This is a genomic window from Kitasatospora sp. UYEF31, assembly GCF_057291755.1.
The window spans coordinates 1-14,467 of the sequence record NZ_JBXAWK010000003.1; the positions used below are offsets into that span (position 1 = coordinate 1).

General features: G+C 70.0%; 14 protein-coding genes and 2 pseudogenes. 6 read left to right on the forward strand and 10 right to left on the reverse strand.

What is annotated here, in order from left to right:
* Positions 1-493: 493 nt before the first annotated feature.
* From AC0Z36_RS01930 to AC0Z36_RS01955, 6 genes are all read right to left on the reverse strand, one after another.
* A complete protein-coding gene (locus AC0Z36_RS01930) occupies positions 494-2,182 on the reverse strand; it encodes a solute symporter family protein (protein WP_485460854.1) in 1,689 nt (562 codons plus the stop codon).
* Positions 2,179-2,556 (reverse strand): DUF485 domain-containing protein, encoded by a 378-nt coding sequence (locus AC0Z36_RS01935; protein ID WP_485460855.1) that lies wholly within the window; start codon positions 2,554-2,556, stop codon positions 2,179-2,181. The genes AC0Z36_RS01930 and AC0Z36_RS01935 overlap by 4 nt, the downstream gene beginning before the upstream one ends.
* A 201-nt stretch (positions 2,557-2,757) precedes the next feature.
* Positions 2,758-2,991: a hypothetical protein gene (locus tag AC0Z36_RS01940; RefSeq protein WP_485460856.1), complete on the reverse strand. Its 234-nt coding sequence runs from the start codon at positions 2,989-2,991 to the stop codon at positions 2,758-2,760.
* Positions 2,992-3,145: 154 nt separating this feature from the next.
* Positions 3,146-3,943 (reverse strand): metallophosphoesterase family protein, encoded by a 798-nt coding sequence (locus AC0Z36_RS01945; protein WP_485460857.1) that lies wholly within the window; start codon positions 3,941-3,943, stop codon positions 3,146-3,148.
* Positions 3,944-4,159: 216 nt separating this feature from the next.
* Complete coding sequence (locus AC0Z36_RS01950) at positions 4,160-4,504, reverse strand: hypothetical protein (protein WP_485460858.1); 345 nt, start codon at positions 4,502-4,504, stop codon at positions 4,160-4,162.
* Between the two features lie 175 nt (positions 4,505-4,679).
* Entirely contained in the window at positions 4,680-5,369 is a 690-nt protein-coding gene (locus tag AC0Z36_RS01955) for a TIGR00266 family protein (RefSeq protein ID WP_485460859.1), read from the reverse strand.
* 74 nt (positions 5,370-5,443) lie between these two features.
* On the opposite strand from AC0Z36_RS01955, the gene hrpB reads away from it, so the two are divergent.
* Positions 5,444-7,936, forward strand: coding sequence for an ATP-dependent helicase HrpB (hrpB, locus tag AC0Z36_RS01960; protein ID WP_485460860.1), 2,493 nt, complete (start codon positions 5,444-5,446; stop codon positions 7,934-7,936).
* A 127-nt stretch (positions 7,937-8,063) separates the two neighbouring features.
* Entirely contained in the window at positions 8,064-8,240 is a 177-nt protein-coding gene (locus AC0Z36_RS01965; protein WP_485460861.1) for a hypothetical protein, read from the forward strand.
* A gap of 110 nt (positions 8,241-8,350) precedes the next feature.
* On the opposite strand, the gene AC0Z36_RS01970 is transcribed toward AC0Z36_RS01965, so the two are convergent.
* Together AC0Z36_RS01970 and AC0Z36_RS01975 are read right to left on the reverse strand one after the other, a co-directional pair.
* Entirely contained in the window at positions 8,351-8,599 is a 249-nt protein-coding gene (locus AC0Z36_RS01970) for a hypothetical protein (protein WP_485461002.1), read from the reverse strand.
* A 61-nt stretch (positions 8,600-8,660) separates the two neighbouring features.
* Positions 8,661-8,783, reverse strand: a pseudogene (locus AC0Z36_RS01975) (winged helix-turn-helix transcriptional regulator); the annotation flags it as partial.
* Positions 8,784-8,908: 125 nt separating this feature from the next.
* Between AC0Z36_RS01975 and AC0Z36_RS01980 the strand changes: the two are divergent.
* Together AC0Z36_RS01980 and AC0Z36_RS01985 are read left to right on the forward strand one after the other, a co-directional pair.
* Positions 8,909-9,093 (forward strand): annotated as a pseudogene (locus tag AC0Z36_RS01980) (NAD(P)-binding domain-containing protein); the annotation flags it as partial.
* A 3-nt stretch (positions 9,094-9,096) separates the two neighbouring features.
* Positions 9,097-9,516 carry an NADPH-dependent F420 reductase gene (locus AC0Z36_RS01985; RefSeq protein WP_485461003.1) on the forward strand — a complete coding sequence of 140 codons (420 nt, stop codon included), beginning with the start codon at positions 9,097-9,099 and terminating at the stop codon, positions 9,514-9,516.
* Positions 9,517-9,599: 83 nt separating this feature from the next.
* On the opposite strand, the gene AC0Z36_RS01990 is transcribed toward AC0Z36_RS01985, so the two are convergent.
* Positions 9,600-10,223 (reverse strand): hypothetical protein, encoded by a 624-nt coding sequence (locus AC0Z36_RS01990; protein WP_485460862.1) that lies wholly within the window; start codon positions 10,221-10,223, stop codon positions 9,600-9,602.
* Between the two features lie 147 nt (positions 10,224-10,370).
* Between AC0Z36_RS01990 and AC0Z36_RS01995 the strand changes: the two genes are divergently transcribed.
* The gene (locus tag AC0Z36_RS01995) at positions 10,371-10,865 is read left to right on the forward strand and encodes a glutathione peroxidase (RefSeq protein ID WP_485460863.1); all 495 of its coding nucleotides are present in this window, start codon (positions 10,371-10,373) and stop codon (positions 10,863-10,865) included.
* A gap of 105 nt (positions 10,866-10,970) precedes the next feature.
* Here the strand turns inward: AC0Z36_RS01995 and AC0Z36_RS02000 are convergent, their stop codons facing one another.
* Entirely contained in the window at positions 10,971-13,487 is a 2,517-nt protein-coding gene (locus AC0Z36_RS02000) for a DEAD/DEAH box helicase (RefSeq protein ID WP_485460864.1), read from the reverse strand.
* 152 nt (positions 13,488-13,639) lie between these two features.
* Between AC0Z36_RS02000 and AC0Z36_RS02005 the strand changes: the two genes are divergently transcribed.
* Positions 13,640-14,275, forward strand: coding sequence for a VOC family protein (locus AC0Z36_RS02005; protein WP_485460865.1), 636 nt, complete (start codon positions 13,640-13,642; stop codon positions 14,273-14,275).
* Positions 14,276-14,467: the final 192 nt, after the last annotated feature.

The window sequence follows — 14,467 nt, forward strand, 5'->3', positions numbered from 1 at the left end:
AGGGCGCGGTTTTTCCGGGCGACGCTCCGGCGCCGACCGGCGACTGAGCGAAGCGAAGACGACGGGAGGACAACGCCGGAGCTTGGAGCCCGGCACCAAGCGAGGGCGCGAAGCGTCCCGAGCGCGCCCGGAGGGCGCGGTTTTTCCGGGCGACGCTCCGGCGCCGACCGGCGACTGAGCGAAGCGAAGACGACGGGAGGACAACGCCGGAGCTTGGAGCCCGGCACCAAGCGAGGGCGCGAAGCGTCCCGAGCGCGCCCGGAGGGCGCGGTTTTTCCGGGCGACGCTCCGGCGCCGACCGGCGACTGAGCGAAGCGACGGGGATGTGAGGAAGACGCCCGCGCTTGGAGCCCGGCTCCAAGCGAGGGCGCGAAGCGTCCCGAGCGCGCCCGGAGGGCGCGGTTTTTCCGGGCGACGCTCCGGCGCCGACCGGCGACTGAGCGAAGCGAAGACGACGGGAGGACAACGCCGGAGCTTGGAGCCCGGCATCAAATCAGTGCGCTCCCGCTCCGGTGAGCGAGCGCACCTCCATCTCCTTCTGCGCCTGCTCCTCCTCCGGAGTCCGGCGGCGTCCGCTGAGGAATGTGCCGCCGGCCGCGCACAGGAAGCCGAACGGGATGGAGATCAGCCCCGGGTTCTCCAGCGGGATCGGCGCCTTGGTGGTGCAGGAGAACAGCGCGGTGGCGTTGCCGACAGCCTTGGACTTGATGTCGACGCCGCAGTCCTTGGCGGTCTTCGCGTTCAGTGCCACCGCCGGTTTGGTGTCCGACACGCCGCCCCAGCAGATCGGGGACATCGCCACCACGGCGATCGCGGAGACCAGTCCGCCGAACACTCCGGCGACCGCGCCGGCTTTGGTGAACCGCTTCCAGAAGAGGCTGAACACGATCGCCGGGAGGTTGGCCGACGCCGCGATGGCGAAGGCCAGAGCCACCAGGAAGGCCACGTTGAGGTCGCGGGCGAAGACCGAGAGGGCGATGGCCACCGCGCCGATGACAAAGGCGGCGATCCGGGCGACCGTGATCTCTTCCTTCTCCGTCGTACGGCCCTTCTTGAACACTCCCGCGTAGAGGTCGTGGGCGAAGGACGACGATGAGGCCAGGGTCAGTCCGGCGACCACCGCCAGGATCGTGGCGAAGGCGACCGCGGCGATGAAGGCGAGCATCATCGATCCGCCGGTGGTGTCCGCGCCGCCGCCGAGGTGTTCGGCGAGGCGGGTGGCCGCGGTGTTGCCTGACGGGTCGGCGGTCTTGATGGTCTTGGAGCCGACGAGGGCTGCCGCGCCGAAGCCGATGACCAGGGTCATCAGGTAGAAGACGCCGATGATGCCGATCGCCCAGTTGACGGACTTCCGGGCGGCCTTGGCGTTGGGGACGGTGTAGAAGCGCACGAGGATGTGCGGCAGCGCCGCCGTACCCAGGACCAGGGCGATGCCCAGGCTGATCAGGTCGAGCTTCGACCAGCCGTCGGTGGCACCGTACTTCTGTCCGGGCTGGAGGAACGCGTCGCCCTTGCCGGACTGGTCGGCGGCGGCGCCGAGCAGGTCGGAGAGGTTGAAGTTGAACTTGGCCAGGACCCAGACGGTCATGACACACGCGCCGATCATCAGCAGCACGGCCTTGACGATCTGGACCCAGGTCGTGCCCTTCATGCCGCCGACCGTCACGTAGAAGATCATGAGCGCGCCGACGGCGACGATCGTCCAGATCCGGGAGGCGTCCGAGGTCGAACCGAGCAGCAGGGACACCACCGAGGCCGCGCCGACCATCTGTGCGAGCAGGTAGAAGATCGACACGATGATGGTGGAGATGCCGGCGGCGGCCCGTACCTGGTCGGATTTCAGCCGGGCGGAGATCGCGTCCGCCATGGTGAACCGGCCGCTGTTGCGCAGCGGTTCGGCCACCACGAGCAGTGCGATGATCCAGGCGACGAGGAAGCCGATGGAGTAGAGGAGCCCGTCGTACCCGGACAGGGCCAGGATCCCGGCGATGCCCAGGAACGACGCGGCGGACATGTAGTCACCGCCGATGGCGATGCCGTTCTGCATCGGGGAGAAGGACCGGCCGCCGGCGTAGTAGTCGGCCGCGCTCTTGTTCTTGCGTCCGGCGACGACCGTGATGGCCAGGGTCACCACGATGAAGGCCGCGAACAGGCCGAGGGTCAGGGCTTTGTGGTCGCTCACCGGGACACCTCGACAGTCTTTTCAGGGGCGGAACCGTTGGTGTGTTCGCGCAGTTGTGCCGCCAGGGGGTCCAGGCGGCGGTCGGCGAACCGGGAGTAGATCCAAGCGGTCACGAAGGTCACGAGGAACTGGCTGAGCCCGAAGACCAGTGCGACGTTGATGTTCCCGGTGATTTTGTGGGCCATGAAGTCCCTGGCGTAGGCGCACAGGATCACGTACAGCAGGTACCAGGCCAGGAACGCCGCGGTGACCGGGAACACGAACAGCCGGAATCTGCGCTTGAGTTCGGCGAACACCGGGTCGGCGGCGATCGTTTCGAAGTAGGCACTCTGTTCCCGGGTGTGCGCACCGGGGTCCTGGGTCGGGTCGCTCATGGTCTCCCCCCACATGTGGCGGCGTGGACGTACTTCATCCGTAGGTCTACTCTCTCGCGGGCCCCGGACGTCCGGAAGGACGTCCGGGGCGGGGACGCTGACACGCCACGTCGGCCGCCCGGATGCTCACCTGCGCTCGGCCGGTTCTGCCGGATCAGACGTCTTACGGCAGCTGAGGCTGGGTCAGGAAGGTGTGCGCAGTCAAGGGTTCAGCGACAACACCACTCGTTTTGTGTCCTTGGGGCGGCCGGTGTACGGGGCCTGCCGGAAGGCAGGGAGGACGGCGTGGGTCATCCGCAGGAAGTCGTCGACGTCCCCCACCGGGCCGGTGCCGGTCTCGTCGGCGGCCCTGACGGTCAGTCGGCGTCCGCGGGCCGCTCCGGCCAGGCGTGCGAGTCGCACGGCCTTGCCGGCGGTCTCGTACGGGTAATGCATGGTGGTTCTCCCCGCTTCCCCTGCGCAGCTGTTTTACCTGAGCAGTTCCTGAGGCCTGATCGTGTCCGTCCGCGATGGACAACTGACTAAACGCCACAGGGCGACAATGGGAAACGGGGGCCCGCACCGGACACCGCCGGGTCGTGCGGAGGGGTCAGCGGGTGAGCAGCACGACCCGGTTGTCCACGTTCAGGACACGCCCCGTGCCGAGGCGGGCCAGGGGATAGCCCCAGTGCACGTGGCCGCACACCGTCAGCGCCGGGGGCGACTTCTCCAGGCGTTCGCGGATCAGCCGGCTGCCGCTCTGGCCGCGGTGGCCGCCGAGGGGGCCTTCGTGCAGGACGAGCACGTCCGGGTGCGGGTCGAGGGCGGCGTCGAGCGCGTCCAGGAAGTCGTCCTCGGCACGGCGGTCGGGGCGCCAGGGGTCGCCGATGACCCCGCCGACTCCGGCGATGCGTACGGTGCCCCCGGGTCCGGCGCCCACGGTTTCGGCGTCGCCGTCGAGCAGACGCGCGGGGAGGATGTCCGGCGCGGCGATGATGTCGTGGTTTCCGGACACGCCCACCGTCCAGGCGCAGCCCGCCTCGGTGAAGGCCCGCCAGACGGCGGTGACGTCGCCGGTGGCGCCCCGCTGGTCGGCGTTCGGCGCGGCGTAGAGGTCCCCGGCGAGGATCACTCCGAGCCGCTCCGGCGGGGGCAGCAGCCCGGCGTCGGACCACACCCGGAGGTAGTCGGCGAGCACCAGGCCGAGCAGGACCTCGGGGCCGCCGGCCGGTCGCGCGGCGACACCTTGCAGGTCGCTGGCGACCAGGACGGCGTCGCAGCCCGGGGGCAGCCGGTCGACGGGGATCCGGTCGACGGGCAGCAGTTCGTGGACGGTGCCACCGCCGCGCCTGGCCATGCGGAAGCCGATCCGGGTGATCCGCTCGATATCGCCGCTGGTGACGCGCATGCGGACACGTTACGCGGCGGGCGGCGCGGGCGCGCAGGGGGTTTGGCCGTACGGCGCGGGGTGCCGGGCCCGCGCTCCCCCGGGCCGCCGTGTGCCGGGACCTGCCCGACCGCGTGCCGGGTCTTGTTCTGCCGCGTGCCAGGTCTTGTTCTGCCGCGTGCCAGGTCTTGTTCTGCCGCGTGCCGGGTCTTGTTCTGCCGCGTGTCAGGTCTTGTTCTACCGCTTGGCGAGGCGGCCCGTCCGGTGGCCGGCGGCGAGTCCGGCTTCCGGATTGAGGAGCTTCGCCCGTTTTCCGGCCTCCATGACGCCGCCGTGGGAGCGCCAGGACATGACCGACCAGCGGCACGCGGCGGACATCATCGAGCCGAGGCTGAGCCAGGAGCCGACTGACAGTACGGACATGGCCGAGCCGATGGAGCCGACGGACAGGGCCGACCCGACCGAGCCGATGGACAGCACTGATCCTTTGGAGCCGATGGACAGCACCGAGCCCTCCGACCACAGGGAGAGTACGGAGGACTGCTTCGGCTTCACCTGGATGGACGCGCCCGCAAGAGTCATAGGGCTCATCGTGCCCGGAACCTCCAACCGCCGCCCAGGGTTTTCCAGTTGGAAACGCCGCGTCGATCACGTACAGAGTCCCCGGTGGAGATCACGGAGGGGCATTCTGTACATGGTCGACACAGCAGAAAGCGACAAAAGGCGACAAAATACGACAGTCGGCGGCAGGGAGCGGCTACCCCCGACTGCCCGGCGCGTTCGCCGTCAGAATGTCGCGCAGCCCGCGCGGGTCGCGGGACTGGGTGAGGACCCGGCCGGGCCCGGTGAACTCGAACACGAACGCCTCCCCGGACTTCAGCGACTGCATCATGCCGCCGCTGGAGGCCCGCCGGGTCGTGTACTGCACGCTCGGCGAGAACGCCACCACGTGGCCGGTGTCGATGACGATGCGCTCGCCGGGGCCGAGGTCCACGGTGTCCAGTGCGCCGTAGCAGCTGATCACCACTTCGCCCTCGCCCGACGCGTGGACGACGAAGCCGCCCTCGCCGCCGATGAGGTTCCCGGCGCCGCCCCACTTGGTGTCGATCTCAATCCCGGCAGCGTTGGCGAGCCAGTTGCCCTTGGTGATGTTCATGCCGCCGTCGCCCTTGGCGAGGGTGAACGCCGCGCCGTCGCCGGGCAGGTTGGCCGCGATGTCGACCCAGCCGCCGTGCGCGGGTGCGGTGAAGGTGGTCATGAACAGCGACTCGCCGCCGAGCACGGACCGTTTGAGGCCGCGCATCAGGCCGCCTTCGATCTTCGCCTCGATGTTCACATCGGGGCTCTGCGCCATCATCGCGCCGGACTCCGCGCGCATCTTCTCACCACCGGCGAGGACACACCGGGCGACGGTGAACATCGGCTGATGACGGAACTGGACCTGCATCTGGCGTTCTCCTCTTCTCAGGACAATTCAGACCGCTGTACGGGGTTCCCCCGACTCAACGGCACACTGGTCGGATGCGTACCGCCTGGTCCCAGCTTCCCGTACGTTCCGTCCTCACGCAGCTCACCGCCGCGCTGGACGGTTCGGGCGCCGCCGTGCTCGCCGCCCCGCCCGGAACCGGCAAGACGACCCTGGTGCCACTGGCCCTGGCCGGTCTCGTGCCGGGACACGAAGGCCCCGCGCGCCGGATCCTGGTGGCCGAGCCGCGCCGCCTCGCCGTCCGGGCCGCCGCGCGGCGGATGGCCTGGCTGCTCGAGGAGAAGCCCGGCGGGACCGTCGGATTCACCGTACGGGGGGAACGCCAGACGGGGCCGCGCACCCTCGTCGAGGTCGTCACCACGGGTGTCCTGCTGCAACGGCTCCAGCGCGACCCTGAGCTGGCCGGGGTGGACACCGTCATCATCGACGAATGCCACGAGCGGCACCTGGACGCTGACACGGCGCTGGCCTTCCTTCTGGACGTACGGTCGACCCTGCGTGAAGACCTCCGCATCGTCACGGCGTCGGCGACCGCCGAGACGTCGATGTGGTCCGGGCTGCTCGGGGACGCCCCGGTGGTGTCGGCCGAATCGGTCCTGCACCCGGTGGAGACCGTGTGGGCCCCGCCGACCGTGCCGGTCCGCCCGCCGCACGGCATGCGGGTGGACCCCGCCCTGCTCACGCACGTCGCCGCGACGGTCCGGCGGTCCCTGGCCGAGCGGGAGGGCGACGTGCTGTGCTTCCTGCCTGGTGTCGGGGAGATCGGGCGTGTCGCGGGCCTGCTCAGCGGCGTCGAGGTCCTGCAAGTCCACGGCCAGGCGTCCGCGGAGGTCCAGGACGCTGTGCTTTCAGTGGGCTTGAACCGTCGGGTCATCCTCGCCACGTCCGTCGCCGAGTCCTCGTTGACCGTCCCGGGCGTGCGGGTCGTCGTGGACGCGGGGCTCGCCCGTGAACCGCGCACCGACCACGCGCGCGGCCTCGGGTCCCTGGTGACCGTACGCGTGTCCAAGGCGTCGGCCGACCAGCGCGCCGGGCGCGCCGGACGTGAAGGCCCGGGGACGGTCTACCGCTGCTGGTCCGCCGCCGAGCACGAGCGCTTCGCGCCCCGGCCCCGTCCGGAGATCGCGCTCGCCGACCTGACCGGGTTCGCATTGCAGGCCGCGTGCTGGGGCGACCCTGACGCGTCAGGCCTCTCCCTGCCCGACGCCCCGCCGGCCCCCGCGATGGCAGCCGCCCGGAGCACGCTCGTGGCCCTCGGCGCGGTGTCAGCGTCCGGGAAGGTCACACCGCGCGGCCGCGCACTGTCCAGGATCGGCGTGCACCCGCGCCTGGCCCGCGCGCTTGTTGACGGCGCGTCAGCGATCGGCACGCGGCGCGCCGCCGAGGTCGTCGCCCTGCTGTCCGAGCCGCTCCCCCGCGGGACCGGGGACGACCTGGCCGCCGCGTGGCGCGCGGCCCGTACCGGCCGGGACGGATTCTCCGCCCGCTGGAAGCAGGAAGTCCGCCGCCTCCAGTCCGCAGCACCGGAAGCGGTCGGCGAACCCTTGCCGGACGACCTGGCCGCCGGGCTTGTGGTCGCTTTCGCGTTCCCCGAGCGGGTGGCGAAGGCCCGTACGGTGGAAGGGGTCTCCTTCCTGATGGCGTCCGGGACCGCCGCCGAACCGCCGCACGGGTCACGACTGTTCGGCTCCCCGTGGCTGGCGGTCGCCGTCGCCGACCGCCCCGAGGGCTCGGCGTCGGCCCGCATCCGGCAGGCCGTCCCGATCGACGAGGAGACCGCCCGCCAGGCCGCCGCGCCACTTCTCCTGACGGTCGACGAGATCGCCTGGCGCAACGGCAACGTGGTGGCGCGGCGGGTGACCCGCCTTGGCGCGGTCGAGTTGTCTTCCGCGCCGTTGAAGAACCCGGAACCGGAGCTCGTACGGGAAGCGTTCCTCGAAGGGCTCCGCAAGGAAGGCCTCGCGGCGTTCCTGACCTGGAGTCAGGACGCCACGCAGCTGCGCGAACGGCTCGCGTTCTGCCACCGCGCGGCCGGTGCCCCGTGGCCGGCCGTAGACGACGCCGCACTCGCCGGGCACGCGGAGGCGTGGCTGGGCCCCGAACTGGCCCGCGCCCGCCGCCGGGGCGACCTGTCCCGGGTGAACCTGGTCACGGCCCTGAAGCGGCTGCTCCCGTGGGCCACCGGGGACGCCGCGCAGTTCGACAAGCTCGCGCCCGAGCGCGTCCTCGTCCCGTCCGGATCGCGGATCCGGGTGGACTACTCCGGCGACCAGCCCTTCATCTCGGTCAAGGTGCAGGAACTGTTCGGCTGGACCGAGACCCCGCGCCTGGCCGGCGGGACGCCCCTGGTCGTGCACCTGCTCTCCCCCGCCGGGCGTCCGGCCGCGGTGACCGCCGACCTGAAGTCCTTCTGGCAGGAGGGCTACAAAGCGGTCCGCGCCGACCTGCGGGGCCGTTACCCGCGCCACCCGTGGCCGGAGGACCCGTCGGACGCGCAGCCGACCAGGCGGCTGAACGCGCGCAAGTGAGCCTCCCCCGCGTGAAGCACTCGCCATGAGTGTCCCGATATGAGTCTCTTGAGATGAACCTCTTGATATGAGTCTCTTGAGATGAACCTCTTGATATGAACCGCGGTTGAAGTCCTACGTTCGCCTCATGGACACCACTCACACGGCCAAGGAACGCGCCTACCTCGCCGGCCAGGGCCTCGGGCGGCTCGCCCCGGGTTTCTTCAGCAACGAGGCCGTCCGCATCCACCCGGAGCGGATCATCGGCTGGAACATCGGGAGTCAGGGCACCAACTCGCGGGACGTGGACTTCGCGCACAGGTGAGCCGGGGCGGGCGGCATCCGCCAAAGTGTCGTCCAGCGGCTGTTCAGCCGGCAGAGCTTGACCGTCGTGTGCGGAAGGTGCGGTCAGGCCGGACTCTCCGCACACGGCGATCAAGGGAATCCGGCGGCCAGCCCCACGTCCAACTCCGCCAGCCGGGTCCGCCCGAACGGACCGTCCTCCAGGCCGTCGAGCAGCACCTGCGGCAGGTCCTGCGCGTACTCAGCGGAGCAGGAAGCCGCGGCCAGGGCGATCGTAGCCACGGTGTCCACATCGCCGGTGAACGCCACACAGTCGCGCAGCAGCCCGCTCAGCGTGGTGTTGCGCGCCAGCGCGGTCACCGCCGCGCGGCTGCTGTTCATCCCGGGCGACTTCACCTTGCCGCGCCACGGTTCGGTCCACGTTCCGTACTGGGCCGGGGGCTTCACCCGGCCGGCGCGGGCCTTCGCGCAGCGCCCAGACCACCACCGGGTTCCAGGTGTTGGAGATCAGGTCGAAGGCCAGCCTCGCCTGACAGTCCGACACGTAGCCGTCCTCACTGTCCATCACCTCTCCATTCTGCCCGGGCCGTTGCGTACCGGACGGTGCCTTTCGGGATTCCTAGAGTCAACGGCATCATCCACGTTCGTACGGAGGAACTCATGCGTATCGGAATTCTCGGCGCGGGCAAGATGGCCGGTTCGCTGGGCAGCGGCTGGGCGAAGGCGGGTCACGAATTGCTGATCGGTGCCCGGGACGCGGGAAAAGCCGCTGGGCTCGCTGAGCGGATCGGCCGGGGGCCCGGGCCGGCACTCTCCGTGAAGCGGCGGAGTTCGGGGATGCGCTGCTCCTGGCGTTGCCTCCGTCGACCGTGCCCGGCGTGCTGTCGGCAGTCGGCCCGCTGCGCGGGAAGACACTTATCGACTGCACCGTCCCGCTCGACTTCGGGACGTTCGTCCGCACATCACAGGACGGTCGTTCGGGGGCCGAGCACATCGCGGGCACCGCCGTCGGGGCGCATGTCGTCAAGGCGTTCAACATCTGCCACGAGAACGTCTACCGGGCGCCCGTCTTCGACGGCACCCCGCTGGCGGTGCCGCTGTGCGGGGACGACCCCGGTGCGCTCGCCGTCGTGCGCACGCTGGCTGTGGACATCGGGTGCGTGCCGGTCGACGGCGGCGGCCTGGTACACGCCCGGCTCACCGAGGCTGTCGCGGGCTTCGCCATCCGGTTCTGGTTCGCGGGCGTGGACGCGCAGGCGGCGCTGCCGCCGCTCAAGTACGCCTTCGGGGACCGCTGAGCCGCCGCACCGGCTCAGCGGTCATGCTGAAGCACCCCGTTCAGGCCGGGGCGCTTCAGCGTGACCGTGGGGGCGGGAGAACCTCAGCCGGCCGGCTTCAGCAGCGGCACGAGCGACTTCGCCCCGTAGCGGATCTGATCGCCCATCACGACCTTTCCACAGCCTGCGAGTTCGAGGTCCACTGTGATCTGGCGGCCGTCAGGGTAGTAGGCGAGGATCAACTGGGCGGGCGCAGCGGCGTCCGCGGTGCACATCTGCGGCGGCTCAGTGGGCAGGCTGTTGAGCTGGGTGACGATGCGGTCGACGCTCGTACGGACGACCGGCGCGCCGGTGGGCGGCGGGGTGGGGCCACTCCCGGTAGCCGTCGGGTCCGGCTGGGGGAACACCGCCTGGCACAGCCGCGCGGCGGCCGCGCCGACGGGCACCAGCGGGCCGCCCTGCTGCGCGCTGGCGGGCGGACTCGCGGGGAGCTGCGGGATGTCGGCGGGGCACTCGACCGCCGGCGGCGCGATCGGGGCAGCCGGGGCGGACGGCGCTGCCGGTGCCGACGGCACTGACGGCACTGACGAGGTCTGCGGCTGGGAGGGGCCCGAAGCCCCGGCGCCCTTGTCGTCCGTACCGCACGCTGTCAGAGCCGCGCCGAGGACGGTCGCCGCGATCAGGAGAGTCGCGCTGCGGCCCCTGGTGGATTTGCCGGTCGCTGCCATGGTGAGCACCTCCGCGTCAGGTTGTTTCGTACGGACTCCGGTCCGACGCGGCGACAGCCCAACCGGTTCCCCCGTACGCGGAGACCCTTGTGCCACGCGGGCGCACTACTGTCGTCGGGACAGGAATCAGCACCGAGGAGTAATCACATGAGTCTGCTCGACACCTCCATCGCCGCGCTCGACGGGACGCCCGGCACCCTGGGCGGCCTGACGCAGGGCAAGGTCACCCTGGTCGTCAACGTCGCGTCCAAGTGCGGCCTGACGCCGCAGTACGAAGGCCTGGAGCAGTTGCAGAAGGAGTACGGTGCCCAAGGCTTCACGGTGCTCGGCGTGCCGTGCAACCAGTTCATGGGCCAGGAGCCGGGCACGTCGGAGGAGATCCAGTCCTTCTGCTCGACGTCCTACGGCGTGACGTTCCCGCTGACTGAGAAGATCGAGGTCAACGGGGAGGCCCGGCACCCGCTGTACGAGCAGCTGACGGCCGTCAACGACGCTGCTGCCGAGGCCGGCGACGTGCAGTGGAACTTCGAGAAGTTCGTCGTCACGGCTGACGGCGCGATCGCCGGCCGCTTCCGCCCGAAGACGGACCCGCACGACCCGCAGCTGATCGCCGCGATCGAGAGCCTGCTGCCGAACGCGTGACCGCATGACCGGACGGGCGCTTAAGGTCCCCGGAAGCGAAAGGACAATGGCCGTCGTACGGGTCCTCCCGTACGACGGCCATTGTTCTTTTCCGCACGGGAGGACCTACATGCGGTTGACGTCCACGATGTGGATGACCGCGTGCCCGGCCTCGTCGGAGGCGGCGAGGTCGACCTCGGCGGTGATGCCCCAGTCGTGGTCCTCGGCCGGGTCGGAGAAGATCTGGCGGAGGTGCCAGACGCCCTCCTCCTCCTTGATGATCAGCATCTTCGGGCCGCGGGCGTCGGCGTCGGTCTTGAGCTCGTCGTGCTCGTCGAAGTACGCGTCGAGCGCGTCGCCCCAGCGGTCGGCGTCCCAGCCGGACAGCTCCTTGTCCAGTTCGCCCAGGTCGCGGACGCGGTCGCGGGCGGCCAGCTCGACCCGGCGGAACATCTCGTTGCGGACCAGGACCCGGAAGGCGCGCGGGTTGGCGGTGATCGGCTTGGGCCGGTCGTCGGGGACGATCTCGGTGTCCGCTGCGGGGTTGTCGTCCGGGTTGGCCAGCTTCTCCCACTCGTCCAGGAGGCTGGAGTCGACCTGGCGGACCAGCTCGCCGAGCCACTCGATGAGGTCCTGGAGTTCGTCGGTCTTCAGGTCGTCGGGGATGGTCTGCTGGAGTGCCTTGTACGCGGACGCCAGGTAGCGCAGGACGATGCCCTCGGCGCGGCCGATGTCGTAGTAGGCGGTGTAGTCCGTGAAGGTCATCGCCCGTTCGAACATGTCGCGGACGACCGACTTCGGGCGCAGTTCGTAGTCCCCGACCCACGGGTGGCTGCCGCGGTAGATCTCGAACGCGTGGTCGAGCAGCTCTTCGAGCGGCTTCGGGTACGAGATCTTCTCCAGGCGCTCCATCCGCTCGTCGTATTCGATCCCGTCGGCCTTCATCTGCCAGATCGCTTCGCCGCGCGCCTTGTTGAGCTGCGCGGCCTGGATCTGCCGGGCGTCGTCGAGGGTGGCTTCGACGACGGAGACCATGTCGAGCGCGTACGTCGGTGACAGCGGCGGGAGCAGCTCGAACGCGGCGAGCGCGAACGTGGACAGCGGCTGGTTGAGCGCGAAGTTCTCCTGCAGGTCGACGGTGAGCTGGACCGTACGGCCCATCTTGTCGGGTTCGTCCAGTTGCTCGACGATGCCGCCGGCCAGCAGCGACCGGTAGATCGCGATGGCCTGCCGGATGTGCCGCACCTGGTTGACCCGCGGCTCGTGGTTGTCGGTGAGCAGGTGCCGCATGGCCTCGAACGCGTTGCCGTCGCGGTTGATGACCGCGAGCAGCATCGAGTGGCTGACCTGGAAGCGGGAGGACAACGCCTCCGGCTCGGCGCTCTGGAGGCGCTCGAAGGTCTCGTCGTTCCAGCCGACGAAGCCCTCCGGGGCCTTCTTCCGGACGACCTTGCGGCGCTTCTTCGGGTCGTCGCCGGCCTTGGCCAGGGCCTTGCGGTTCTCAATCTCGTACTCGGGGGCCTGTGCGACGACGTTGCCGACGGTGTCGAACCCGGCCCGGCCCGCGCGCCCGGCGATCTGGTGGAACTCACGGGCGCGCAGGCGGCGTACCCGGGTGCCGTCGTACTTCGACAGGGCGGTGAACAGGACCGTGCGGATCGGCACGTTGACGCCGACGCCGAGCGTGTCCGTACCGCAGATGACCTTGAGCAGCCCGGACTGGGCCAGCCGCTCGACCAGGCGGCGGTACTTGGGCAGCATGCCGGCGTGGTGCACGCCCACGCCGTGCATGACCCAGCGCTGCAACTGGAGGCCGAACTTCGTGGTGAAGCGGAAGTGCCCGATCAGACGCTTGATCGAGTCCTTGTCCTCTTTGCTGAGCATGTTGATGCTCATCATCGAGTTGGCGCGTTCGACTGCGGAGACCTGCGTGAAGTGCACGATGTAGATCGGCGCTTCCCGGTTCTTGAGCAGTTCCTCGATGGTCTCGTGCAGCGGGTCCACGCTGTAGGCGTAGGTCAGCGGGACCGGGCGGGTCGCGTTCTTGACGACCGTCGTCGGCCGGCCGGTGCGCCGGATGAGGTCCTCTTCGAACTTCTTGACGTCGCCGAGCGTCGCCGACATCAGCAGGAACTGCGCCTTGGGGATCTCCAGGATCGGGATCTGCCAGGCCCAGCCGCGCTGCGGGTCACCGTAGAAGTGGAACTCGTCCATCACGATCAGACCCACGTCGGCGCTGCCGCCGTCGCGCAGTGCGATGTTCGCCAGCACCTCGGCGGTGCAGCAGATGATGGGCGCGGTCGGGTTGACCGAGGCGTCGCCGGTCATCATGCCGACGTTGTCGGTGCCGAAGATCGCGACCAGGTCGAAGAACTTCTCCGAGACCAGGGCCTTGATCGGCGCGGTGTAGAAACTGCGCTCCTTGCGGGCCATCGCCGCGAAGTGCGCACCGGCCGCGACCAGCGACTTGCCCGAGCCGGTGGGGGTGTTGAGGATGACGTTCGAGCCGGAGACCAGCTCGATCAGAGCCTCTTCCTGCGCGGGGTAGAGGGCGAGCCCCTTCTCCTCCCAGGCCCACTCGGCGAACACCTCGTACAGGGCGTCGGGATCGGGCTTTGCGGGCAGCTGGTCGAAGAGGTTCACACCTCCTATCTTGCCTGGTCTGGGCGGCACACGGCCCAGGACCCCACGATCGTTGCGTTTTCCTCGTAACCGCGCCCTGGAAGTGACCGACGCCACGCGCACCCGGGCGCACTGCGGGGTTCAGACCGGCCGATTCGGGGAACGGCCCTGGCGTGCTACTTGATCATGTTTCTTACGCCGTGGACGCTGACTCCTTCGCCTCCACCATCGGCCGGCTCGGCTCCCGCCTGGGCGCTTCCTTCCACGACGGGGGGGTGCACCCACGCTTCGGCACGCGGAACTTCCTGCTCGCCCTCGCCGGGGGCACCTACCTTGAGGTGGTCGAGCCACTGGACCATCCGGCGACCGGCTCCGCGCCGTTCGGCCGCGCGGTCAAGGAGCGTGCCAACGCGGGGGGTGGCTGGCTGGGCTGGGTGGCCCGGGTGGACGACATCACCCCCGTCGAGGCGCGCCTGGGCCGCAAGGCCGTCGTCGGTCACCGGGTGCGACCGGACCACGTGGACCTGAAGTGGTGCCAGATCGGGGTGCTCGACCTCATCGAGGAACCCCAGCTGCCCTACGTCATCCAGTGGGAGGACATGGACCAGCACCCGTCCAAGGACAACAAGTCGGACGTACGGATCTCCAAATTGGAGATCGCCGGCGACTCGAAGACCATCTCCGACTGGCTGGGCCAGCCGGACCGGCACCCGCTCGACGAGGTCGAGGTGGAGTGGGTCACCGCCGACGAGCCCGGCCTGGTCGCGGTCACGTTCAGTACGGCGGACGGCGAAGTACGGATCGACTGACCGCACAGCGGCACCCCGCCGGGCGACGGGCGCGCAGCGTCCTGGAGGCTGGCATCAGCCGGGCGACGGGCGCGCAGCGTCCTGGAGGCTGGCATCAGCCGGGCGACGGGCGCGCAGCGTCCCGGAGCGCGACCGGAGGTCGCGGTTTCCCCGGGCGACGCGCGGCGCCGAGTGACGCCTGAGCGAAGCGAA

Coding starts and splice junctions, on each gene's coding strand:
- AC0Z36_RS01935 (WP_485460855.1), bottom strand. CDS start 2,556: ATGAGCGACCCGACCCAGGACCCCGGTGCGCACACCCGGGAACAGAGT.
- AC0Z36_RS01940 (WP_485460856.1), bottom strand. CDS start 2,991: ATGCATTACCCGTACGAGACCGCCGGCAAGGCCGTGCGACTCGCACGC.
- AC0Z36_RS01945 (WP_485460857.1), bottom strand. CDS start 3,943: ATGCGCGTCACCAGCGGCGATATCGAGCGGATCACCCGGATCGGCTTC.
- AC0Z36_RS01950 (WP_485460858.1), bottom strand. CDS start 4,504: ATGACTCTTGCGGGCGCGTCCATCCAGGTGAAGCCGAAGCAGTCCTCC.
- AC0Z36_RS01955 (WP_485460859.1), bottom strand. CDS start 5,369: ATGCAGGTCCAGTTCCGTCATCAGCCGATGTTCACCGTCGCCCGGTGT.
- hrpB (WP_485460860.1), top strand. CDS start 5,444: ATGCGTACCGCCTGGTCCCAGCTTCCCGTACGTTCCGTCCTCACGCAG.
- AC0Z36_RS01965 (WP_485460861.1), top strand. CDS start 8,064: ATGGACACCACTCACACGGCCAAGGAACGCGCCTACCTCGCCGGCCAG.
- AC0Z36_RS01970 (WP_485461002.1), bottom strand. CDS start 8,599: ATGAACAGCAGCCGCGCGGCGGTGACCGCGCTGGCGCGCAACACCACG.
- AC0Z36_RS01990 (WP_485460862.1), bottom strand. CDS start 10,223: ATGGCAGCGACCGGCAAATCCACCAGGGGCCGCAGCGCGACTCTCCTG.
- AC0Z36_RS01995 (WP_485460863.1), top strand. CDS start 10,371: ATGAGTCTGCTCGACACCTCCATCGCCGCGCTCGACGGGACGCCCGGC.